This window comes from Streptomyces sp. H27-H5, from assembly GCF_026627505.1.
GTDB lineage: Bacteria > Actinomycetota > Actinomycetes > Streptomycetales > Streptomycetaceae > Streptomyces.
Genome location: NZ_JAPNLK010000083.1, coordinates 13790 through 35560 on the forward strand (window position 1 = coordinate 13790; position 21771 = coordinate 35560).

Consider the following 21771-nt stretch of genomic DNA (forward strand, 5'->3'; position numbering starts at 1 on the left):
CGTGGTGACCGCATGGCAGTACGTCGCCGGAGCGGGCTTGGTGGGCGCCCTCTGCCCGCTGCACGGGCATGTGGCCGTCGCCGGGGACGGCCACGGGCGGGGCGCCCGGGTGGACGTGTGCGTACCGGGCGGGTCCGTGCACGTGCGGCCACCCGCCGGCGGACCCGCCACCGTCCGGCCGCCGTCCGTGCCGTCCGTCGTACCGCCCGCCGTCCGGCCGCCCGTCCGGGTGACCCTGCCCGGCGCCGGGCCGACCGCCCACCACCCGGGCCGGGCCCCGGGGCTCCCCGCCGCCGAGGGCCCGCGCGCCGCCGCCCCGGTACCGGGACTGCCCGACGGGCCACCGGCCGCCGGGGCCGAGCCCGTGCCCGCCGCCGCCCCGTCCGCGGCCCCCGCCGGACCCGTGCCGCCGGTCGCGCCCGCGGCCGCACCCGCTCCGGGCCGGGCGCGGACGGCCACGGAGTTCACCAGCGCCTTCCGGATGCGCCCGTACCACCCCGCGGCGTCCGAACGCCGGGGCCCCGACGGCCTGTCCGCCATGATGCTCATGGTCGTCGTCGGAACCCCCGCCGTGCTCGCCGCCGCCGCGCTGCGCCCCCGCTCCAAGGGCCGCGGCTAGCCGCCCCGCGGCTGCGCGGCCCGTCCCCACCGACCCCCGAACGGGAGATCCCTCGTGTCCGAATGGCTGGTCCTGGCCATCGCCATGGCGCTCGTCTGCGCCCTCGTCCTCACCATCACCACGATCCGGCACCGCCGGGTCGCCGCCGACGAGGACACCAGCGAGACCCCCGACGTCATCGAGTACATGACGATGATGGTCGGCGTGGTCTACGCGATCGTCCTGGGCCTGGCCATCGCGGGCGTCTGGGAGGCGCGCGGCACCGCCGAGGACAGCGTGCGCCGCGAGGCCCAGTCGCTGTACGAGGTGACGCAGCGCGCCGACGTCTACCCGGCCCCGGTCCGCGACCGGATCCGGGGCGAGGTGAACGCGTACGTCGCCCACACCGTCTCCGTGGACTGGCCGCTCCTGACCTCCGGTGAGGCCGCTTCCGCCGAGGGCGCGCGGCTGCTCGGCACGCTGCGCGGCGACGTCACCCACCAGAGCCCGACCACCGAACTCCAGGCACAGGCCTACCAGCCGCTGCTCGACCACATCGCGACCGCCGACGACGCCCGCCACTCGCGGCTGCAGAGCGACGAGTCCACGCTGCCGGGTGTCGTGTGGTTCGGCCTGCTGGTCGGCGGGGTGGTGACGGTCGGGCTGATCTTCACCCTCCAGATCCGCCGTTCCGGAAGGGAGTTGCTGCTGGCGGGGCTGTTCAGTGCGCTGATTGTGATGCTGCTGTTCATGGTGTGGAGCTTCGACGCGCCCTACGGCCGCGACGGCATCGACTCGGCCGGCCCCTTCCAGGACCTCTTCCCCACCCTGTCGGTGACGGCTTCCCGCTAGGCCGTCTCTTTCTGATCTGGCCGGGGCAGGCCTACGGGCCGGTCCCGGCCAGAGCCGCGTCCCGGCGCGCCGCCGCCACCACGGTGGAGTGCCGCAGCGCGTGGGAGATCCGTACGAGGTCACGCGCCCCCTCGGCGGTGATGAGGATCCGTTCGCCCTCGACCTCGTCCCCGGCGCCCGCGCCCTCAAGGGCGCCGGCGCGCACGGCCGCCGCCACCATCGCGGCGTCGGCCACGGCGCGTGCCGTCGCCTCGTCCTCCCCGTCCGCGCGGGCCCGTTCGTAGGCGAGGTCCCGGTGCCGCCGGTCGAAGCAGGGGCCGAGGCGCAGGAATCCGTCGTGGATGTCCGACTCCCGTTGGATCACCCGGATCTCGGCGGGCGACCACCAGGACATCCGCACGCCGGGGGTGCCGGCGGGCGCGGTGCGCTGGACCTCGTGCCAGAGCGTGCCCAGGCGTCGGTACGTCGACCAGGCGTGCAGGCTGTCCGACACCCGCTGGCAGAGCAGCGGCACCACGAAGCCGACGGCGCTGATCAGCGCGCCCACGGCCGCGAGCGGCGGGGCGACGTAGGTGCTCAGGTCGTCGAGGTTGTTCCCGGTCCAGCGGGCCACGACCGCGGACATCTTCGCGGCGTCGTAGGTGAGGCTGAAGGCGTATCCGCAGACGATGACGACGAGGCCGCTGCGCAGCCAGCCGTTCACCTGGAGGGACCAACGCCAGCACATCGCCACCATGGTCATGGCCGCCACGTTGTGCGCCACCAGGTAGAGGCCGATCATGGCGCCGATGTACGGGGTGTTCGCGTAGTGGGTGTCGAAGTCCCGCAACCGTTCCACGGGGGTGGAGCCGAGGGCGAAGAGGATCATGATGACGGCGATGACGAGGGCGTAGCCGGTGATCCATCGGCGGGAGGCGCGCCGGATGTCCTCCGCCGGTCCGCCCCTCCAGTTGAGGAGGAGGACCAGACAGGACGCGCTGAACGCCGTCATCAGGCAGTAGACCCAGGGGGCGGAGAAGTTGGTGATTCCCGTCCACCGGTTGATGGCCCCGATGGTGGGCGGGGCGGCGAAGGTGAAGACGGATCCGGCCAGGAGCAGCAGGAAACAGACCGAGCGCAGCAGCGGGTCCCGCCAGTTGGTCCGCAGTGCCGGCAGCTTGAAGACGAGGGAGATCGCCATCGCGACGGCCGGTATGTAGTAGTCCTGTCCGTTCAATGCTCGTTCCTGTGCCCCCGGTAGCCGAGGGAGGTCTCGATGCGGCCCGCCAACTGGTCGCGCTGCGCCGGTGCGCGCTGGCCGGAGGACCCGGCCAGCCACGTCCGGCACCGGCTGCCGAGGAGGAGGCCGAAGGTTTCCGCGTCGGTCTCTTCCCGGACGTCGGCGCGGGTGCGTGCGGCGACCCGACGAACCGTCTCGCCCAGATCGGCCTGGTCGGTCAGCATCCGGGCGGCGACGGCGGCTCCGTCGACGTGGTGACTGCAGTGCCCGGCCTTCATGTGCCACAGCTCGTGGCCGAGGATCACCAGTTGGTGGTCCGGCGCCGTGTGTTCCTCGATGACCACGAGGTCGCGGTCCGCCATGTCGAGCCACAGGCCGCTCGCCGTCCCCTGGGGGAACGGCGCCATCCGGAACTGCACCGGGCGGCCGCGGTGTCTGCTCATGCCCTCACAGAGGGCGGCGTAGAGGTCCACGGGTTCCACGGGGGTGGTCAGCCTGAGGCCGGCCACGAGTTCCCCGCACAACCGCCGCTGCTCTCTGCCTATGCTCACCGTTCTCCCCGTCGGCGCGGATCCGGATCAGGACTCAAGGATCAGATCCAGACTTTCGACTGGGTCATGATTCGTTCGGTTTGACGCTTTCCAGGAGCATGTCCAGCCATTCCGTGACTTTGTCCCGGTGCTTGTCGCTGGGCAGTTGTGCGGCGCGCCAGGCGATCCCCCGCACTCCGTGGTTCTGCAGCAGTCTTGCCAGCGGATCGCCCACCGAAGCGGTTTCGGCCGGTACGGTTTGCGGCTCGCGTCCGGCGAAGTCCTGGAGCAACTGCTGTTCGGTCCGCTGGAGTGCGTCGGTCAGGGCGTCGGCGTCGTGGGCGGTGAGGAAGCCCGCGTGTACCCCGAAGAAGCGCTGGATGGCGTCGCAGTGCTCCATGGTGGGCCGCCGGTCGCCGTTGATCAAGGCTCCCGCCTGCTGCCGGGACATGCCCGCGCCGTCCGCGATCTCCTGCTGAGTGTAGCGGCGGCCGTTGGGTTTCACCCGGGTGCGCCGCAGCAGGTCCAGTCGCTGGAGGAAGCGTGTCTGGAGATCGGGTTCGCCGGCCCGCCGGCCGTCGAGGAGGGTTTTGACCACGTCCGTGGGGACGCCGGAGGCGTCCGAGAGCTTGCGCAGGTCGAAGACCTGGTTCAGGTCGTGACCCATTTTGCCCGCGAGTTCGGCTACCCGCGTGACGGTGGCTGCCAGAGACACGTTGGCCACCGCGACGGGAGCCGGGAAGCCGTCTGTCACCAGTGGTTCTCCTAGATCGCGCGAGGTCGGTACAGGCACGTGAGTCGGCCTCAGGGAATCTATCCGGTCTCTCGCGGCAGGGCCAGAACTTGCCACAGCTGTGGCGGGAATGAGCTGCCAGGAGGCTGGAATTGCCACAATAGTTGACACTCGAATGAAGTCGGTAGCAGGATCGCCACACGGAAATGAAGATCCAGACCGTGAGGAGGGGGAGCTCTCGGTGCTACATCTCGCAGCGGTGGGCCCGTCCGATGGCCTCGCCCGAGCCGGTGAGGAGCGCCTGGCGGACGATGAATCCGCCCGTGGCGCAGTGCGGTCGGAGCGACGCAAGGAGATTTTGCGCCGGCGTCGCGAAGAACTCGGGTTGAGCCAGGAGGACATCGCCGCACGGCTGGGCATCAGCGTGCGCGCGTACGGAAACTGGGAACGCGGCCTGGTCAAGGAATGGACCGACCGGAAGCTGCTCGCCCTGGCCGAGTCCTTGGAGATGAGCGAGCGGCAGTGCTTCTGGCTGTTCCGGGTCATGGTCGACCGGGACCCGCCGCCCACCTGGCGCGCGGCCGAGGAGAACCGGCTGCCCGAGGACCCCGCCCAACGCGACTACCTGTGCGACTACGCGGCCTTGATGGAGGCCGTGCCCTACCCGAGTTTCCTGGTGGACCACCGCTGGGACGTGGCCCTGACCAACTCCGCCTTCGACCGGCTCTTCCAGTCCGTGCGCCCGCACCCCACGGCCCTGCCGGACGACAACTTCCTGCGCTTCGTGCTGTTCCACCCCGACGCGGCGGCCGTGCTGGAGGACCATGAACCGGCCTGGTGCGTACCGCTCCTGGCCCAGTTCGCCAACGCCCTGGCCGGCGCCCCGGACGACGAGGGGCTGCGCAGCATCCGTCAGGAGGTGGCCCGCGACCCGTTCATGGAGGCCGCCTACCGGTACGGCGTCCCGCACTGGCTGAGCACCCACGGGGCGGCCGCCGCCGAACAGGACGGGGCCGTACGGACCGTGCGCCACCCGGAGCCCGGCTGGGGTCTGGTGCGCTGCCGGATGGTGGCCGAATCGAGCCACATGCTGGAGGGGATGGGCCTGACCCGGATCACGCTCGTCCTGTCGGCGCCGCAGGGTCTGCCGACCGGCCCGATCCGCAGCGTGCCGACCTCCCCGTACCAGCAGGGGGCGCGCCTGCGCGCCGTGCCGTCGCCGGCGGAGTGATCCCCGGCGGGGCGCCGGCGGGGGACACTGGGGCCCTTGATCGTGTGTCGCGTCCCGGATGCCGCGGATCGGGGGCGCGCCGGCCGCGCCCCCGCATTCGTGTCGCCGATCGTGGCACTGGCGAAGGGCGGTAGAGAAGCGTGCGGCTGACCATCCTCGGCGGGGGCGGATTCCGCGTACCGCTCGTCCACGGAGCCCTGCTCGGCGACCATGCCGAGGGCCGGGTGACCCACGTGACCCTGTACGACGAGGATTCCGGCCGGCTCACCGCCATGGCGCGGGTGCTCGCGGACCAGGCCGTCGGTGTGCCGGACGCGCCGATCGTCGTCGCCACCACGGACCTCGACGAGGCCCTGCGCGGAGCCGACTTCGTCTTTTCGGCCATTCGTGTCGGCGGCCTCGACGGCCGCGCCGCCGACGAGCGGATCGCCCTGGCCGAGGGAGTGCTGGGGCAGGAGACGGTGGGCGCGGGCGGCATCGCGTACGGCCTGCGGACCGTGCCGGTGGTCCGCGAGATCGCCCGCAGGATCGCCCGGATCGCCCCCGAGGCCTGGGTCATCAACTTCACCAATCCGGCCGGCGTGGTGACCGAGGCGATGGCCGAGGAACTCGGACACCGGGTGATCGGCATCTGCGACTCCCCGGTGGGGCTCGGCCGGCGCATCGCCCGCCTGCTGGGGGCCCGGCCCGAGGAGGCCTGGATCGACTACGTGGGCCTGAACCACCTGGGATGGGTCCGCGGGCTGCGCGTCGGCGGCCGTGACGAACTGCCGCGCCTGTTGGCCGACGACACGGCCCTGGAGTCCTTCGAGGAGGGCCGGCTCTTCGGCGCCGCGTGGCTGCGCTCGCTCGGCGCGATCCCGAACGAGTACCTCCACTACTACTACTTCAACCGTGACACCGTGCGCGCCTACCAGGAGGTCGAGCAGACCCGCGGGGCCTTCCTGCGCGACCAGCAACGCGGGTTCTACGCCGAGGCGGCCCGGCCCGGCCGGCCCGCCGGCGCGGCACTCGCGGCCTGGCACCGCACCCGGGCCGAACGCGAGGCCACGTACATGGCCGAGAACCGCGAGGCCGCGGGCGTCGGCGACCGCGACGAGAGCGACCTGGAGTCCGGCGGCTACGAGAAGGTCGCGCTCGCGCTGATGCGGGCCATCGCCCGGGACGAACGCGCCACCCTGATCCTGAACGTCCGCAACGGCTCCACCCTGTCCGTGCTCGACGCCGAGGCGGTCATCGAGGTGCCCTGCCTGGTCGACGCCAACGGGGCACACCCGGTCGGCGTGGCCCCCCTGCCGCTGCACGCGGTGGGGCTGGTGACCTCGGTGAAGGCGGTGGAGCGGGAGGTCCTCGCCGCGGCTGCGAGCGGCTCGCGGGCGAACGCCGTCAAGGCCTTCGCCCTGCACCCGCTCGTGGACTCGGTGGGCGTGGCCCGGCGCCTCCTCGACGGGTACGCGGCGGAACACCCGGGGCTGGCCTACCTGCGCTGACGAGGCACCGGGGGAGCGGGCGGAGGGTCGTACTCCGGCGGGTCGGGGTCAGTCGTACGGCCCAGCGCCGCATGCGCCGCGTCGGGGGCGCTGTGAGAGTGCGAGGTGTGACCACTGCCCCCGCCGTAGCCGCAGCGCCCCCCGTGCTCGACCGGCGGCAGCGCAACGTCGTCTTCGGCACGATCATGCTGGGCGTGCTGCTGGCCGCGCTCGACCAGACGATCGTGGGCACCGCCCTGCCCACGATCGTGGCCGACCTCGGCGGCGGGGACCACATGGCGTGGGTGGTCACCTCTTACCTGCTGCTGGAGACCGTCTCGACCGTACTGGTCGGCAAGTTCGGCGACCTCTTCGGCCGGAAACTGATCTTCCAGCTCTCCGCCGTCATCTTCATCACCGGCTCCTTCCTGTGCGGCCTCGCGAGCAACATGACCCTGCTGATCGTGTGGCGCGGCGTCCAGGGCATCGGCGCCGGTGGCCTGATGGTCACGGCGATGGCACTGATCGCCGACGTGGTCCCGCTGCGCGAACGCGGCAAGTACCAGGGCATGATCGGCGCCGTCTTCGGCGTCGCCACCGTCATCGGACCGCTGCTCGGCGGCCTGTTCACCGACCAGCTGACCTGGCGTTGGTGCTTCTACGTCAACGTCCCCATCGCGATCCTCGTCGTCATCGCGGCCGCCCGCACCATCCCGTCGGTGCGCGCCGAGGGCAAGCCCGTCATCGACTACCTGGGCATCGCCCTGATCGCCGTCGGGGCGAGCGCGCTGATCCTGGCCACCAGTTGGGGCGGCAACGAGTACGCCTGGACCTCGGGCGTCATCATCGGCCTGTTCGCGGGCGGTCTCGTCGCGCTGGCCCTCTTCTGCGTGGTCGAGACGCGGGCCGCGGAGCCGATGCTGCCGATGCGACTCTTCCACAACCCCGTCTTCGCGGTGTGCTCCGTCCTGAGCTTCGTCGTCGGGTTCGCGATGCTCGGCGCGATGACCTTCCTGCCGACGTACCTCCAGTACGTGGACGGGGACTCCGCCATGGTCTCGGGCGTCCGCACCCTGCCCCTGGTCATCGGCCTGCTGATCGCCTCCGTCTTCAGCGGAAACGCCGTCAGCAAGACCGGCCGCTACCGGATCTTCCCCATCGTGGGCTGTGCCGTCATGGCACTGGGCCTGTACCTGCTCTCACGGATGGAGCCGGGGACCGCGTCCTGGCTGGAATCGCTGTACATGTTCGTGCTCGGCACCGGCATCGGCCTGTCCATGCAGGTCCTGACGATCGCCGTGCAGAACACCGTGGACTACGCCGACCTGGGCACGGCCACCTCCGGCGTCACCTTCTTCCGTACGCTCGGCAGCGCCTTCGGCACCGCGGTCTTCGGCACCATCTACGCGAACAGCCTGGGACCCGCGCTGGAGGCCGCGATCCCGGAGGCCGCGCGAGCCACGGGGGCGGACCCGGCGCAGGTGGCCAAGGCCGCGCAGAGCCCCGAGGGGGTGCACGGGCTGGACCCGGCGACGGCCGCGCCGATCATCGAGGCGTACGCGCACGCCCTGCACACGGTGTTCCTGTGGACCGTGCCGGTCGCGCTGTTCGGGTTCGTCGTCGCCCTCTTCCTCAAGCAGGTCCGACTGCGCGACAGCGCCCGGGCCGGCTCGACCGACATGGGCGACGGCTTCGGCTCGCCGGCCACGGCCTCCGGGAACTCGGCGAAGCTGCTGGAGCTGGCCGTCGGAAAACTCGTCCGGAGCATGGGCGCGGACACGGCGCGCGGGATCGTCGGCGCCTCGGACACCCGCCTGGACATCGCGGGTGCGTGGGCGGTGATGCAGGTGGACCTGCTGATCCGGACGGTCGGGTACGCGAGCCTCGGCCTGGTCGCGGCGCGGCGCTCGCTCCCGCCGGAGGTGCTGCTGCCGGTCTTCGAACGGATGGTGGACGAGGGGTACCTGACCCGGGAGAACGACTTCGTCTCGCTGACCCCGGCGGGGGAGCGGGAGGCGGGCGTCATCTCGCGCGCTTGGGGCGACTGGCTCGGCGACCAGCTGGAGAAGGACCGGGGCTGGCCGCGCAGCGCGGAACTGCGCGCGGCCGCGGACGCGATCGCCAAGCGGCTGCTGGCGGAGGACCTGGGCGACGGCAACTTCGCGCCGAGGCCGACCGCGGGGGCGGCGACCTGACCGAAGGGTCCGGTCCCGGTTCGGGCGGCGTGGGGGCAGGAGATCCGACAGAGACGGCTTAGTCGTGCGTCGCGTAGTCGTACGTCGAGACGTCGGGCAGGTGACGTGCTTCGGGGAGGCAGGTGCGCAGGACCGTCACCGAGGGGACGTAGAGGTGCGTCGGGATCTCGGTGGGGGCGAACCAGGCCCATCGGGCGATCTTGTCGGGCTCGGTGACCGCCGGTGTGCCTTCGGCGGTGTGGGTGACGGCGGCCGCGGTCAGTCGCGTCAGGCCTGAGGCGGAGTCGATGTGGACGGCCAGGACGTCGATGTCCTCGGGTTCCGCGCGCAGGCCGGTCTCCTCGGCGAGTTCCCGGGCCGCGGCCTGTTCGAAGCCCTCCCCGGCGTCCACCTTGCCGCCGGGCAGTTCCCAGCGGCCGTCGTGGGCCATGCCGAGCAGGACCCGGCCGTCGGCGTCGACCACGACGAGCCCGACGCCGACGACGGCGTTCGGCCGCGGAGCGGCGCGTACCCAGGGCTCGGGGGATGACGCGGGGCCGGTGGGCGCGGCGGGTGCGGGGGCCATGGGTCCATTTGCCGATTCGGCAAGAACATTTGTCAAGCGGGACGCGTCGGGGTGACGCTCGGGACCCGCCACGGACGGGCGCGAGTCCCCGCGGCGGGCGTGGCGGGTGGATTGAATGCGATGGGTGTGGTGGGCATGGTGGGCGTGGTGGAAACGACTGGTTCGACGGATGCGATCGGTGCGACGGATGCAAACGGTGTGACGGATGCGATGAGTGCGACGGGTGGGCTCGGTGTGGTGGACGACGCGGATGTCGTGGACGTCGTGGTGGTGGGTGGCGGGGCCGCCGGGCTCGCCGGGGCGCTGACCCTGGCCAGGGCCCGGCGTTCGGTGCTGGTGCTCGACTCCGGCAGCCCGCGCAACGCCCCCGCCGCGCACCTGCACGGGTACCTCGGTCACGACGGTACGAGCCCTGCCGACCTGTTGGCCCGCGGGCGGGCGGAGGTGCTCGGGTACGGGGCCCGCATCCGGTCCGGGGCCGCCGGTACGGTCGTCGCCGCCGACCGTGTACCCGGCGGGGGATTCCTGCTCCGGTGCGGGGACGGTTCGGCCGTACGGGCGGGCCGACTCCTCGTCGCGACCGGGCTGCTGGACGAACTGCCGGCCGTGCCGGGGCTCCGGGAGCGTTGGGGGCGGGACGTGCTGCACTGCCCGTACTGCCACGGCTGGGAGGTGCGGGACCAGCCCCTCGCCGTGCTGGCCACCGGGCCGCTCGCCGCGCACCAGGCGGGGCTCTGGCGCCAGTGGAGCGACCGGGTGACGCTGCTGACCCACACCTGGACACCGGGGCCGGACGAGCGCGAGCTCCTCGCTGCCCGGGGGGTCGAGGTGGTCGAGGGCGAGGTGACGGGCCTGGACGTGGGTACGGACGACCGGCTCGCCGCAGTCGTGCTGGCGGACGGCCGGTCGGTGGCCTGTCGGGCGCTGGTGGTGGCCCCGCGATTCACCGCCCGATCCGGGGTGTTGACCGGCCTGGGGCTGCCGACGGCCACGATCGAGCGGGACGGCCGGGTCATCGGCACCTGTGTGGACTCGGATCCGCAGACCGGGGCGACGGCGCTGCCCGGGGTGTGGGCGGCGGGCAATGTCACGGCCCCGATGGAGCAGGTGGCGGGCGCCGCCGCGCAAGGGGTACGGGCGGCCGTCGCCATCAACACCGACCTGATCGAGGAGGAGACCCGCCGTGCGCTGCGGGCCGGGCGGAGCGACGCCGGCTGACCCTGTCGCCGCCGTGGGGGCCACGACCGTCCCGGGCGCCCTTCTCCTCCGCTCGCCTGTGCCGCCCGCACCTGTTCCGCTCGCGCCCGTGCCTCTCGCGCCTGTGCCTCTCGTACTTGTTCCGCTCGTACCCTGTCCCGCTCGTTCACGCGGTCGTGCGATGCGATGGGGACATGTGTGCGGGTTTCGGACACCTGCCGGCCGTGCAGGCTCTGATCCGTGTGATCGTCGTACGGTTCCTTGGCTCAGGGGGGCGCAATGGCACATGTCCTGATCATCGGCGGAGGTATCGGAGGGCAGGCGACCGCGCTGCTCGCCGCCCGGCGCGGCCACACCGTGGAACTCTTCGAACGGGACGCCCGGGCCCCCGGTACCGCGCTCGACCGGGACTTCTTCGGCTGGCGCCGCCCGTCCGTCCCGCAGGCCACCCAACCACACGCGCTGCTCGGCGCCGCCCGGAACGTACTGCGCGTCGAACTGCCCGATGTCCACGCGGAGATGCTGCGGCTCGGGGCCCGTGAACGGCACGAGCTCGACTGGTTCGACGCCCGCCCGCCCACCCGCCCCGGCGACGAGGACCTCGTCATGCTCCAGGCCCGGCGCATCGTCCTGGAGAGCGCGCTGGCCACCGCCCTGCGCGCCGAGACCGGGGTGGTCGCACGGCACGGGGAGCCGGTCACCGGGCTGACCACGGTGGCCGGGCCCGAGGGCATCCGGGTCACGGGGCTGACCGCGCCGACCGGGACGTTCTCCGGGGACCTCGTGGTCGACGCGGGCGGGCGGCGGGGCGGCGTCGAACGCTTCCTGGCCGAGGCGGGCTGCCGACCCGTCCCGGTGGAGCGGCACCGCACCGGGTTGGCGTACTTCTGCCGCTGGTACCGGCTGCCCGACGGCATGGACGAAGGCCCGCGCCGCCCCTGGGCGGTCACCGGCGGCGCGTTCGCCGGGTGCGCGGTGTTCCCCGCCGACAACAGGGTCTTCGCCGTCACGCTGTTCGTGCACACGGGGGACCCCACGCGCGCCGCGCTGCGCGATCCCGAGGTGTTCGAGGCCGCCGCGCGCGCCTTCCCTCCCGGCGCCGCGTGGCTGGGCCTGGGAGGCGAACCGCTGTCCGACGTCATGGCCGCCGCGAGCCTGGACAACCGCTGGTCCGCGCCCGCCGACGAGCAGGGGCCGGTGGTGAGCGGGCTGGTGCCCGTCGGGGACGCCATCACCCACACCAACCCGACCCTGGGCCAGGGGACCTCGCTCGCCCTGTGGGCCGCGAGCCGGGTGGCGCGCACGGCGCACCAGGACCCGGGCTCGCACCGGTTCGCCGCCGACTACCACGCCTGGGCGCTTCGGACGCTGAAGCCGTGGTTTGACTTCCAGGTCGTGGCCGACGCGGCCATCGGGGAGCGGTTCGCGACCAGAGCGGGTCGTACGGGGACGGCGCGCGAGGTGGCCGCACTGTTCGACTGCGCTCTGGAGGACCCGGAGGTGATGCGGGCGCGGGCCCGCGTGCGCCACCTGGCCGATCCGCCGGAACGGGCTTACGCGGACCCGGAGATCAGGGCGCGGGTGGCGCGCTGGCTCGCGGAACGACCGGACTACGCGCCGAGCGAGGTCGGACCGGATCGCGCCGCATGGGAGAAGCTGACGGCGGGGTGAGGGTGAGGGTGAGGGTGAGGTGACGGTGGGGCGAGCGCCTGCGCGCTAGCCCTGGCCCGTTCCGTTCCCCGCACGGGGCGTTCCTGTTCCGAGCACCTCGGCGAGGTCGTAGCGTACGACCTCCTCCAACTGGGCGTACGTGCAGCTCTGCGGGGTCCGGTCCGGCCGCCAGCGGCGGAACTGCGCGGTGTGCCGGAACCGGTCGCCCTCCATGTGGTCGTACTTGACCTCGCAGACGCGCTCCGGGCGCAGCGGCACCCAGGACAGGTCCTTCTTGCCGGTCCACCGGCTCTGCGCCCCGGGCAACCGGGCGCTCTCGTGCGCGGACTCCTCGGCCCACGCCGCCCAGGGGTGGCCGGCGGGGTCCGGCATGCGCAGCGGTTCGAGTTCGTCGATCAGCTCGGCGCGACGCTTCATGGGGAAGGCGGCGCACACGCCGACGTGTTGGAGGGCGCCGTGGTCGTCGTACAGGCCCAGGAGCAGCGATCCGACAATCGGACCGCTCTTGTGGAAACGAAAACCCGCGAGGACGACGTCGGCCGTACGCTCGTGCTTGATCTTGAACATGAGTCGGGCGTCCGGCCGGTAGGGGAGATCGAGGGGTTTGGCGATCACCCCGTCGAGCCCGGCGCCCTCGAACAGCTCGAACCACTCCTGCGCCTGTGCGAGGTCGGTGGTCGCGGGCGCGAGGTGGACGGGGGGCCGAGCGGTGGAAAGGGCGTGGGCGAGGGTCTCGCGGCGTTCGGAGAGCGGGGTGTCCAGGAGGGCCCGGTCGTCGAGCGCGAGCAGATCGAAGGCGATGAAGCCGGCCGGGGTGGTTTCCGCGAGGAGTTTCACGCGGGACGCGGCCGGATGGATCCGCTCCGTGAGTCGGTCGAAGTCGAGCCGCGCGTCGTGGATGATCACGATCTCGCCGTCCACGACGCAGCGCTCCGGCAGGTTCTCCCTCAGAGCCGTCACCAGCTCGGGGAAGTACCTGGTCAGGCTCTTCCCGGTGCGGCTGCCGATCTCGACCTCGTCACCGTCACGGTGCACGATCGCCCGGAAGCCGTCCCATTTGGCCTCGTACTGCATGCCGGGCGGGATCTTGGCCACGGACTTGGCGAGCATCGGCTTCACAGGGGGCATCACCGGCAGATCCATGTCTTCGATTCTGCGGTGGTACGTCCGGACCCGCCCGGTATGCGCGCCCGGCCGGGCCCACCTAACGTGGCGCACATGGGTGCTGCGGGCAATGCCATCGAGTTGGAAGCGGGAGGGCGGACGGTCCGGCTGTCCAGCCCCGACAAGGTCTACTTTCCGGAGCGCGGCCTCACCAAGCGGGACGTCGCCGAGTACTACCTCGCCGTCGCGCCCGGGATCACCCGCGCCCTGCGCGACCGCCCCACCACGCTGGAGCGGTTCCCGGACGGTGTGGACGGCGAGTCCTTCTTCCAGAAGCGGGCCCCGAAGAACCTGCCCGACTGGATCCCGACGGCCCACATCGCCTTCCCCAGCGGCCGTACGGCCGACGAGATCTGCCCGACCGAGCCGGCCGCCGTCCTGTGGGCCGCCAACCTGGGCTGCCTCACCTTCCACCCCTGGCCGGTGCGCCGAGAGGACACCGACCGGCCGGACGAACTGCGCATCGACCTGGACCCGCAACCGGGCACCGACTACCACCATGCGGTGGCCGCCGCCCACGAGTTGCGCGCACTGCTCGAGGAACTGGGCCTGCGGGGCTGGCCGAAGACCTCGGGCGGGCGCGGGCTGCACGTCTTCGTACCGATCGCACCGCGCTGGACGTTCACGGAGGTCCGGCGCTGCGCCATCGCGCTGGGCCGGGAACTGGAGCGACGGATGCCGGGCAAGGTCACCACGGCCTGGTGGAAGGAGGAGCGGGGCGAGCGGATCTTCGTCGACTACAACCAGACCGCCCGCGACCGGACGATCGCCTCCGCGTACTCCGTCCGCCCGCGCCCGCACGCCCCGGTCTCGGCCCCGCTGCGCTGGGACGAGGTGGACGACGCGGAGCCGCGCGACTTCGACATCGTCACCATGCCGGCGCGCTTCGCCGAACTCGGCGACCTCCACGCCGACATGGACGAGCACGCCTTCGTGCTGGACGCCGTACTCGAACTCGCGGACCGGCAGGAACACGAGCACGGGATGGGCGACATGCCCTACCCGCCCGACTACCCGAAGATGCCGGGCGAGCCCAAGCGCGTCCAACCGAGCCGCGCCAAGCACGAGGACTGACCGAGCCGGGAACGGGACCAGCCGGGGACGGGACGAGGCGGGGACGGGACGAGCCGGGGACTGGCCCAGCCGGGGTCGGGCCGAGCCGCGCAGGCACGAGGAGCGACCGAGCCGGGCAGGCGCGCGGATTTACCGCTCGGCCCGGTACCGCCGGATACGGTACGACGATGACCGGGACCACGCGGCGCGCCCTGCTCTTCCTCGACGTCGACGGCCCCCTCATCCCGGACCCGCACCCTGATGCGATGGGCGGCCGGACGCCCGTTCCTCTGGGTCGACGACGAGATCACCCCCGCGGACCGGGCGTGGGTGGCCGCACACCACCCGGCCCCGACCCTGCTGCACCGCGTCGACCCCCGTACGGGGCTGACCGACCGGGACTTCGCCGCGTTGGCGCGGTGGGTGCACGACCACCCGTAGATCGTGCGCGTGACAGCGGTGTTGATCAGGCGTTGATCGGACGTCCATCGGCGGCGATGAGTATCGGCGGCATGTCGATGAACACGAGTGAACGGCCGACCACCGCAGTAGCCGCCCCCGCCTGGTACGAACTCGCCCTGTGCGCCCAGACGGGCCCGGGCTTCTTCTTCCCGGAGCCGGGCTCCTCGCTGCGCGACGCGAAGCGGCTGTGCGGGGCGTGCGAGGGGCGCCTCGCGTGCCTGGAGTACGCCCTGGCGAACGATGAACGCTTCGGAGTCTGGGGCGGCCTCTCGGAATCCGAACGCCTCGCCCTCCGCCCCCGCCACTGATCAGGTCTGCGTCCCCTTCCCACTCCGCCGCCGCAACCCCACCCGCGAAGCCAGCACGTCATCCCCACCGTGCCAACCCTCGGCCGGCACCTTGGCGGGTACGGCCCGGACCGGGTAGTGGCCGCCGACGGGAGACACGACCCCACCGAAACGGGGGTCGCCCGCGAACCAGATCCGATCCGGATGATCGTTCTCGATGGTGGCCAGATCCAGGGGGAACGGGATGAGCCGGTAGGCGGATGTGTACGTTTCCGAGAACGGGATCCTGATGGTCGCCTGAATGCCGGTGGCACGGGGTGCATACGAGCAAGCGTGCTCGCGCCATGGATAGGAGCGAAGTACCGCGACGACGCGGTGGCGCCGGAAGTAGGCGATGAGCACCACGGGGACGTAGGGCAGCACGACCACGATGACGACGATGAACGCGAGCCTCGCCTGCGGGATCAGCCCGAACCAGAGACACACGATGGAGACGAGCATCGAGCTGCCCAACAAAGCAGCCCACTTGGTTCGTCGTGTCACCAGCCGCCTGTAGCCGGTGGCAGTGGGCGGGTGGTCCCATGCGACCTTCGTCAGCAGAGGCATCACGAGAGCACCTCCTGGATGCGTGAAGTCCGCGGTCCACTCGAACTGCTCGGTGTGGGGTCCGCGAAGGTGAGGGTGTGGGCGATCGCTTCGAGGATGTCGCCGTATGCCTCGGCGTAGTGGGTCGCCGCGCTGGTGAGGTCCAAGACGAGGACGTGCGGCGCGCACGCGTGGGCTGTCGCCACTCTCGCTTGAAACATCTCCTGCCCCGTTTCGGGCAACGTGATGGTGCCGCTGATCAGACAGCAGGGGAGCGACGAGGGGAGATCGACGGCTCGGCTGGTCGAATCGCTCCACACGCCAGATCGAGTGATCGCGAGTGCGGCCCGTGCCACGTTCAGTCGCGGATGGGAATCCGGAGACGGCCTCGCGGTCAGGGAGAACAGGGACGTGGCGACCCCGTTGGCCTCGTCCGGATGCAGACCGATGGCAGTGTGCACCACCTGGTGATCGGCCAGTTCACGCAGACCATCCGTCAGCTGCCCGAGTTGCCTCCGCGCATCGGGACTGTTCAGGGCGACCGCCATGGCGTCGAGCGCGGTCCGGTCGCCGGGCCCGATGTCGTGGAAGCCGGGAGGCAGCCGGAACCACAGGGGAGGCATGTCGCTGTCGCTCGTCATGTCCTGATCGCCGTCCAGAAGTGGGCCGACTTGGCGGCTGCGGAGGGACCGTCCTCGATCGCGGCCCGGGCGCCGTCGACGGCGGTGGAACCCTGCTCGACCGTCTCGTTGTCGGTCGTGTAGCCAACGGTCGCGGTCGCCGCACCCACCGCTGCCACACCGACGCCGACCCGCTCCCTGACCTCGGGAGTCGACGAGCGCAGGGCCCAGGTGGAGAGGGGGTTCTCCACCTGCCGGAGATCCTCGGCCGCCGTCCAGGTGGTGCGGGCGAACGTGCCTGCGCCCGGGGAGAGGCCGGAGAGGGCGCTGGCTTCGGGGACGGCCATCGCGGCGCGGGCGGCGACCGTGCCGGCCTTGGCGCCGGTCGCCACGGCGGCCACGCCCGGTACCGCGCCCAGGCTGTCGCCCAGCAGCGTCACGCTGCTCTTCCAGAAGTCCGCGTCGAACTCGCCCTTGGTGACGCCGTCGGTCAGGGGTTTGCGGAACTTCGGGTCCGCGAGGTGCGTTCCGAGGGCGGCCAGTGAGAGACCACCGGCGACGAGCATCACGGCGAGGCCGGCCGGCGGACAGAACAGGGCCACGCCCGCGCCCACGGCGCCCAGGATGGCCGACGCGTTGGACAAGGCGTCGCCCGGGTCTTCTGTGATCTTGTTCCAGAGTGACGCGAGCATGCCCGGTTCCTTCGGGGCCAGTTTCGCGGCTGCCGAGTTCAGGGTCTTGGCGATGGCGCGGGCCGAAGCCGTGTGGTCGGAGGCGAGTTCGTGGGCCAGGCGGCGGGCGTCGGCGAGGGCCTCGTCGGTCGTGGCGGCGGCGGCCTGGGATTCGTAGCGGGCGGCCAGGGCGCGGTGGGACACCAGGGTTTCGTGCCAGGCGTTGAGCTGCCGGGCGGCGTCCGTCAGGGAGGTGTGGGCCGCGTTGAGGTAGCGGGGGAGTTCGCTCGACAGGGAGGCGCGGAAGGCGGTGGCGGCTTCGCCCTGCCAGCTCGCGCTGTGCGAGACGAGGGCTCCGACGACCCGGCCGGCTTCCCCGAGGGAGGTCGCGGAGGTGGTGAGCTTCTTGGCCAGGGCGACGACGGAGGCCGGGTGTCCGGGGGCGGGGTCGAAGCCCAGCGCGGGGTGGTCAGCCACGGGCCGCGGCCTGGCGGAAGGCGTCACGGATGGCCTTGTCCAGCTCCGCGTACTCGGCGGCGCTGCGGTCCACGCCCGTCCGTACATTCTTCACGCGTTTGGTCAGCTCACGCGTGCCGTGGGCCCACTTCTCCTGGAAGTCGTCGCAGGCGGCGTCGAGGTCGCGGGTGCCCAGTTGGTCGGCGCGGACGTGGTCCAGCGCCTTGCGCGCCTCCCGCAGGGAGACCAGTGAGGAGTCCAGCGCCCGGGTCAGACGGGTCAGCTGGTCGATTTCCACCTGGAGGAAGGTCATGACGCGAAACCCTGGCAGAGCGGTGCTCTGCCAGGGCAATCGGCATCACTCGCGCGAGCGAGCGGAAATCGGTCAGCCCTTGCGGGCCGCGATGCGCGCCGCGCGTGCGGCCAGGCGCTCGTCGAACTTGCTGGCCTCGCTGTCCAGACCGCCCATGAAGAGCCCGAGCTCCTCCTGCGCCTTCTGTCCCTCGGGGCCGAGACCGTCGATGTCCATGATCTTCAGGAATCGGATCACGGGGCTCAGTACGTCGTCGTGGTGGATCCGCAGGTTGTAGACCCCGCCGATCGCCATCTGCGCGGCCATCCGCTCGAAGCCGGGCATCCCGTGTCCGGGCATCCGGAAGCCGACCACGACGTCCCGCACGGCCTGCATGGTCAGGTCCGGGGCCAGCTCGAAGGCGGCGCCCAGCAGGTTGCGGTAGAAGATCATGTGCAGGTTCTCGTCCTGCGCGATGCGGGCCAGCATCCGGTCGCAGATCGGGTCACCGGACTGGTGGCCGGTGTTGCGGTGGGAGATGCGGGTCGCGAGCTCCTGGAATGCGACGTACGCCACGGAGTGCAGCATCGAGTGCCGGTTGTCGGACTCGAAGCCCTCGGACATGTGCTGCATCCGGAATGCTTCGAGCTTGTCCGGGTCCACGGCGCGCGAGGCCAGCAGGTAGTCGCGCATCACGATGCCGTGGCGACCCTCCTCGGCGGTCCAGCGGTGCACCCAGGTGCCCCAGGCGCCGTTGCGGCCGAAAAGCGACGCGATCTCGTGGTGGTAGCTGGGGAGGTTGTCCTCGGTCAGCAGGTTGACGACGAGGGCGATCTTGCCGATGTCGGTGACCTTGGACTGCTCGGGATCCCACGCCTCGCCGTCTTCGAAGAAGGCGGGGAAGTTCCGGCCGTCGCTCCACGGAACGTAGTCGTGGGGCATCCAGTCCTTGGTGGCCTTCAGGTGGCGGTTGAGCTCCTTTTCGACCACCTCTTCCAGCGCGAACAGCAACTTGGCGTCCGTCCACGCCTCCGAGCTGCCGAGGTGGGGAGAGGTGATTGTCACGGGTGCTCCTGGGGGGACAGCGAATTACCTACGGTTCCGTAGCCTACGGAGTCGTAGGTTAAGCGCGACATCAAGGCCAGCCAAGCCCCATGCGGCTATATGTCCGATTGCGTCCCGTTATCTATGCAGTTCTGAGGGGTGTCGGAGGGGCCTTTGAGGGGCGAAATGGGGGAGGCAAATCACGCCACCCGGTGGCTCGGCCCCTCCGGATTGACCTCGAAGGTGCGTGCGCGGCGCACGCCCCCGCCCTGAGGGAGGTCGTTTCGGACGCTGCCGGGGGGCTTGTGGGCTGGGTGGGTACGCGTCGGCCCTCGTGCGGTACTCGTGCGGTGCCGGTGTGCCCGGGTGGAACCGCGTGGACCCGTGTGGACCGGTGTGGAGGCGCGAGCGTTCGCCCGGGCCCGGTGGGGGCTTCGCGGATTGCGGTCGCCTCGGGTGGTGGTCGGGATCGGGGTCGAGCCGTTCTCCCGTACCGCCGGTGCCGGGGTCTGGGGGTGAGGGTGCGGTCGGGCCGGCTCCGCCCCGGGCGGAGCCGTTGTGGAACCGGTTCATGTGTGAATCGGGAAACCGCGCCGGGTCGTCGAGCCACGTCGGCCCTCGGGTCGTCGAGGGGCGGGCCGGTCCGCTTCGGCGCATCGCGTGCGTGCAGTGCGGGCCGGCCCCGAGGGGGCGGTGGGGCTGAACGGAATGGCGGGCCGGGCGAGAGACCGCCGATCCCGGGTCCGCCACGTCGGGACGCGGCGGCCCCGGGATCGGTACCTCGGGACCAGCCGCCTCAGGGCCGCGCCGGCACGGTCACGAAGTCGCCGAGGTCGCCCCGGTCGCCGAAGCCACCGACCCCGAAGTCCCCCGTCAGGTGGGCCACAGGGACTCCCTGACCTCCTCGGCCGTCGTCGGTCGCAACGCGCCGTCGAGCAGCAGCCAGCGCGTGATGCCGATCGACTCCAGGAACGGCACGTCGTGCGAGGCCACCAGCAGCGCGCCCTCGTAGGACGCCAGGGCGTCCGTGAGTTGCCGCACGCTCGCCAGGTCGAGGTTGTTGGTCGGCTCGTCCAGCATCAGCAACTGCGGTGCCGGCTCGGCCAGCAGCAGGGCCGCCAAGGCCGCGCGGAACCGTTCGCCGCCCGACAGGGTGCCGGCCGCTCGGTCCGCCCGGGCGCCCCGGAACAGGAAGTGCGCGAGGCGTGCCCGGATCAGGTTGTTCGTGGCGTGCGGGGCGAACCGCGCCACGTTCTCCACCACCGAGCGCTCGTCGTCCAGTACCTCCGCGTCCAGCCGCTGCGGCAGGAAACGCGTCGGCACGTGCGTCAACGCTTCCCCCGACACCGGCGCCACCTGTCCGACGATCGTCCGCAACAGGGTGGTCTTGCCGGACCCGTTGCCGCCGACGAGCGCGATCCGTTCCGGTCCACGCAGCTCCCATTCGCCCGGTACCGATGCCCCGTGGACGAGCCGCAGGTCGCTCAGGGTCAGCACGCGCCGGCCCGGCGGCACCTGTGTCGCGGGCAGTTTGATCCGGGTCTCGTCGTCGTCCCGGACCGCCTCCGCGGCCTGGTCCAACCGTTCGCGGGCGCCCGCCAGTTTCTCGGCGTGCATGATGTGGTGCTTGCCCGCCGATTCCTGGGCGGCGCGCTTGCGTGCGTTCATGATGATCTTCGGCTCGCGCTTGGTGTCGTACATCTTCTGTCCGTAGCGCTTGCGCCGGGCCAACTTCATCTGGGCTTCGGACAGTTCGCGCTTCTGGCGCTGGACGTCGGCTTCCGCGACCCGGACCATCCGCTCGGCCGCCTCCTGCTCGGCGGCGAGGAGTTCCTCGTACTCGGTGAAGTTCCCTCCGTACCAACGGACTTCCCCGTCGCGCAGGTCGGCGATCTGATCGACCCGCTCCAGCAGTTCCCGGTCGTGGCTGACCAGGACCATCACCCCCGACCAGGACTCCACCGCCGCGTAGAGGCGGCGGCGGGCGTGCAGGTCCAGGTTGTTGGTGGGTTCGTCGAGCAGCAGGACGTCCGGGCGGGCCAGCAGCAGGGCCGCCAGTCGCAGCAGGACGCACTCGCCTCCCGACAGCTCGCCCACGGTCCGGTCGAGTCCGATCCGACCGAGGCCGAGTTGGTCGAGGGTCGCGAGGGCCCGCTCCTCGACGTCCCAGTCGTCGCCGACGGCGGTGAAGTTCTCCTCGGTCGCCTGACCCGCCTCGATGGCGTGCAGCGCGGTGCGGGTCTCGCGGATGCCGAGTTCCTCGTCCACGCGCAGGGCGAGGTCCAGTGTGACGTCCTGCGGGAGGTGGCCGACGGTACCGGCGACGGACAATCGACCCTCCGCCGGCTGGAGTTGACCGGCGAAGAGTTTCAACAGCGTCGATTTTCCGCAGCCGTTGACTCCGGTCAGACCGGTTCGACCGGGGCCGACGGTCAGCTGGAAGTCATCGAGGACCGGGGTCCCGTCGGGCCAGGCGAAGGACAGGTCGGTGCAGGTCAGAAAGGCAGGGGTAGGGCTCATGGAGGCCTCCAGGTTGCGTGGTGATCGAATGCAACGCGGGGGAGACAGCCGACAGGTCGGGACGGTCGGTCACGGGGGCACGACGGTCACGGGGTCTCGTGAGGAGAGCGGTGACGGCGATGGCGGCGGTGACCGGGGGTGACGGTGGTCGGTGTCTCGGACCTCAGAAGAGCAACGTCCTGCTCCGTTTCGACGGCAATGGGGCGTACACGAAGCTACGGATGGCCGGAGCCGACCCTGATGGTTAATTCGGTCAGGCTGTCAGGGCGAGTTCGAGGCGGGCGAGGTGGGTGGTTCTGGTCCGGTCGATGGGGTGGCCGTTCCACCAGGCGTGGAGTCGGATCAGGTTGAGGGCGA

General features: G+C 71.6%; 20 protein-coding genes and 1 pseudogene. 10 read left to right on the top strand and 11 right to left on the bottom strand.

What is annotated here, in order from left to right; translation table 11 throughout:
• The first annotated feature begins 1 nt into the window (after position 1).
• Both OTB19_RS31750 and OTB19_RS31755 read left to right on the top strand, forming a co-directional pair.
• Positions 2–619: a hypothetical protein gene (locus tag OTB19_RS31750; RefSeq protein WP_267802131.1), complete on the top strand. Its 618-nt coding sequence runs from the start codon at positions 2–4 to the stop codon at positions 617–619.
• 54 nt (positions 620–673) lie between these two features.
• Entirely contained in the window at positions 674–1450 is a 777-nt protein-coding gene (locus OTB19_RS31755; RefSeq protein ID WP_267802132.1) for a DUF4239 domain-containing protein, read from the top strand.
• A 31-nt stretch (positions 1451–1481) separates the two neighbouring features.
• Here OTB19_RS31755 and OTB19_RS31760 read toward each other — a convergent pair whose 3' ends face one another.
• The 3 genes from OTB19_RS31760 to OTB19_RS31770 form a co-directional block, all read right to left on the bottom strand.
• Positions 1482–2666, bottom strand: a complete 1185-nt coding sequence (locus OTB19_RS31760; RefSeq protein WP_267802133.1) for an MAB_1171c family putative transporter — start codon at positions 2664–2666, stop codon at positions 1482–1484.
• The gene (locus OTB19_RS31765; RefSeq protein WP_267802134.1) at positions 2663–3220 is read right to left on the bottom strand and encodes a toxin-antitoxin system, toxin component; all 558 of its coding nucleotides are present in this window, start codon (positions 3218–3220) and stop codon (positions 2663–2665) included. Before OTB19_RS31765 ends, OTB19_RS31760 begins: the two co-directional genes overlap by 4 nt.
• 64 nt (positions 3221–3284) lie before the next feature.
• Positions 3285–3953: a helix-turn-helix domain-containing protein gene (locus OTB19_RS31770; RefSeq protein ID WP_267802135.1), complete on the bottom strand. Its 669-nt coding sequence runs from the start codon at positions 3951–3953 to the stop codon at positions 3285–3287.
• A 310-nt stretch (positions 3954–4263) separates the two neighbouring features.
• Between OTB19_RS31770 and OTB19_RS31775 the strand changes: the two genes are divergently transcribed.
• The 3 genes from OTB19_RS31775 to OTB19_RS31785 all read left to right on the top strand — a co-directional run bounded on the left by OTB19_RS31775 (position 4264) and on the right by OTB19_RS31785 (position 8827).
• Positions 4264–5163 (top strand): helix-turn-helix domain-containing protein, encoded by a 900-nt coding sequence (locus tag OTB19_RS31775; RefSeq protein WP_267802136.1) that lies wholly within the window; start codon positions 4264–4266, stop codon positions 5161–5163.
• A 140-nt stretch (positions 5164–5303) separates the two neighbouring features.
• Positions 5304–6653, top strand: a complete 1350-nt coding sequence (locus OTB19_RS31780) for a 6-phospho-beta-glucosidase (RefSeq protein ID WP_267802137.1) — start codon at positions 5304–5306, stop codon at positions 6651–6653.
• 185 nt (positions 6654–6838) lie between these two features.
• A complete protein-coding gene (locus OTB19_RS31785) occupies positions 6839–8827 on the top strand; it encodes an MDR family MFS transporter (RefSeq protein WP_420716959.1) in 1989 nt (662 codons plus the stop codon).
• Between the two features lie 58 nt (positions 8828–8885).
• Here the strand turns inward: OTB19_RS31785 and OTB19_RS31790 are convergent, their stop codons facing one another.
• Positions 8886–9392 carry a nucleotide triphosphate diphosphatase NUDT15 gene (locus OTB19_RS31790; protein ID WP_267802139.1) on the bottom strand — a complete coding sequence of 169 codons (507 nt, stop codon included), beginning with the start codon at positions 9390–9392 and terminating at the stop codon, positions 8886–8888.
• A 210-nt stretch (positions 9393–9602) separates the two neighbouring features.
• On the opposite strand from OTB19_RS31790, the gene OTB19_RS31795 reads away from it, so the two are divergent.
• Complete coding sequence (locus tag OTB19_RS31795) at positions 9603–10610, top strand: NAD(P)/FAD-dependent oxidoreductase (RefSeq protein WP_267802140.1); 1008 nt, start codon at positions 9603–9605, stop codon at positions 10608–10610.
• 258 nt (positions 10611–10868) lie between these two features.
• A complete protein-coding gene (locus OTB19_RS31800; protein ID WP_267802141.1) occupies positions 10869–12260 on the top strand; it encodes an NAD(P)/FAD-dependent oxidoreductase in 1392 nt (463 codons plus the stop codon).
• Positions 12261–12305: 45 nt separating this feature from the next.
• On the opposite strand, the gene OTB19_RS31805 is transcribed toward OTB19_RS31800, so the two are convergent.
• Positions 12306–13403 (bottom strand): ATP-dependent DNA ligase, encoded by a 1098-nt coding sequence (locus OTB19_RS31805; protein WP_267802142.1) that lies wholly within the window; start codon positions 13401–13403, stop codon positions 12306–12308.
• Positions 13404–13478: 75 nt separating this feature from the next.
• On the opposite strand from OTB19_RS31805, the gene ligD reads away from it, so the two are divergent.
• The 3 genes and pseudogenes from ligD (at position 13479) to OTB19_RS31820 (ending at position 15247) form a co-directional block, all read left to right on the top strand.
• On the top strand, positions 13479–14498 hold the full coding sequence (ligD, locus tag OTB19_RS31810) for a non-homologous end-joining DNA ligase (RefSeq protein ID WP_267802143.1): 1020 nt from the start codon (positions 13479–13481) through the stop codon (positions 14496–14498).
• Between the two features lie 225 nt (positions 14499–14723).
• Positions 14724–14918: pseudogene (locus tag OTB19_RS31815) on the top strand (hypothetical protein); the annotation flags it as partial.
• A 71-nt stretch (positions 14919–14989) separates the two neighbouring features.
• Complete coding sequence (locus tag OTB19_RS31820; protein WP_267802144.1) at positions 14990–15247, top strand: WhiB family transcriptional regulator; 258 nt, start codon at positions 14990–14992, stop codon at positions 15245–15247.
• On the opposite strand, the gene OTB19_RS31825 is transcribed toward OTB19_RS31820, so the two are convergent.
• From OTB19_RS31825 to OTB19_RS31850, 6 genes are all read right to left on the bottom strand, one after another.
• Positions 15248–15832 carry a hypothetical protein gene (locus tag OTB19_RS31825; protein WP_267802145.1) on the bottom strand — a complete coding sequence of 195 codons (585 nt, stop codon included), beginning with the start codon at positions 15830–15832 and terminating at the stop codon, positions 15248–15250. It lies immediately after the preceding gene.
• Entirely contained in the window at positions 15832–16452 is a 621-nt protein-coding gene (locus tag OTB19_RS31830) for a hypothetical protein (protein ID WP_267802146.1), read from the bottom strand. Before OTB19_RS31830 ends, OTB19_RS31825 begins: the two co-directional genes overlap by 1 nt.
• Entirely contained in the window at positions 16449–17579 is a 1131-nt protein-coding gene (locus OTB19_RS31835; protein ID WP_267802147.1) for a putative T7SS-secreted protein, read from the bottom strand. The genes OTB19_RS31830 and OTB19_RS31835 overlap by 4 nt, the downstream gene beginning before the upstream one ends.
• On the bottom strand, positions 17572–17871 hold the full coding sequence (locus OTB19_RS31840) for a hypothetical protein (RefSeq protein ID WP_267802148.1): 300 nt from the start codon (positions 17869–17871) through the stop codon (positions 17572–17574). Before OTB19_RS31840 ends, OTB19_RS31835 begins: the two co-directional genes overlap by 8 nt.
• A 72-nt stretch (positions 17872–17943) precedes the next feature.
• The gene (locus tag OTB19_RS31845) at positions 17944–18915 is read right to left on the bottom strand and encodes an acyl-ACP desaturase (protein ID WP_267802149.1); all 972 of its coding nucleotides are present in this window, start codon (positions 18913–18915) and stop codon (positions 17944–17946) included.
• Positions 18916–19767: 852 nt separating this feature from the next.
• Positions 19768–21414: an ABC-F family ATP-binding cassette domain-containing protein gene (locus OTB19_RS31850; RefSeq protein ID WP_267802150.1), complete on the bottom strand. Its 1647-nt coding sequence runs from the start codon at positions 21412–21414 to the stop codon at positions 19768–19770.
• Between the last annotated feature and the right edge of the window lie 357 nt (positions 21415–21771).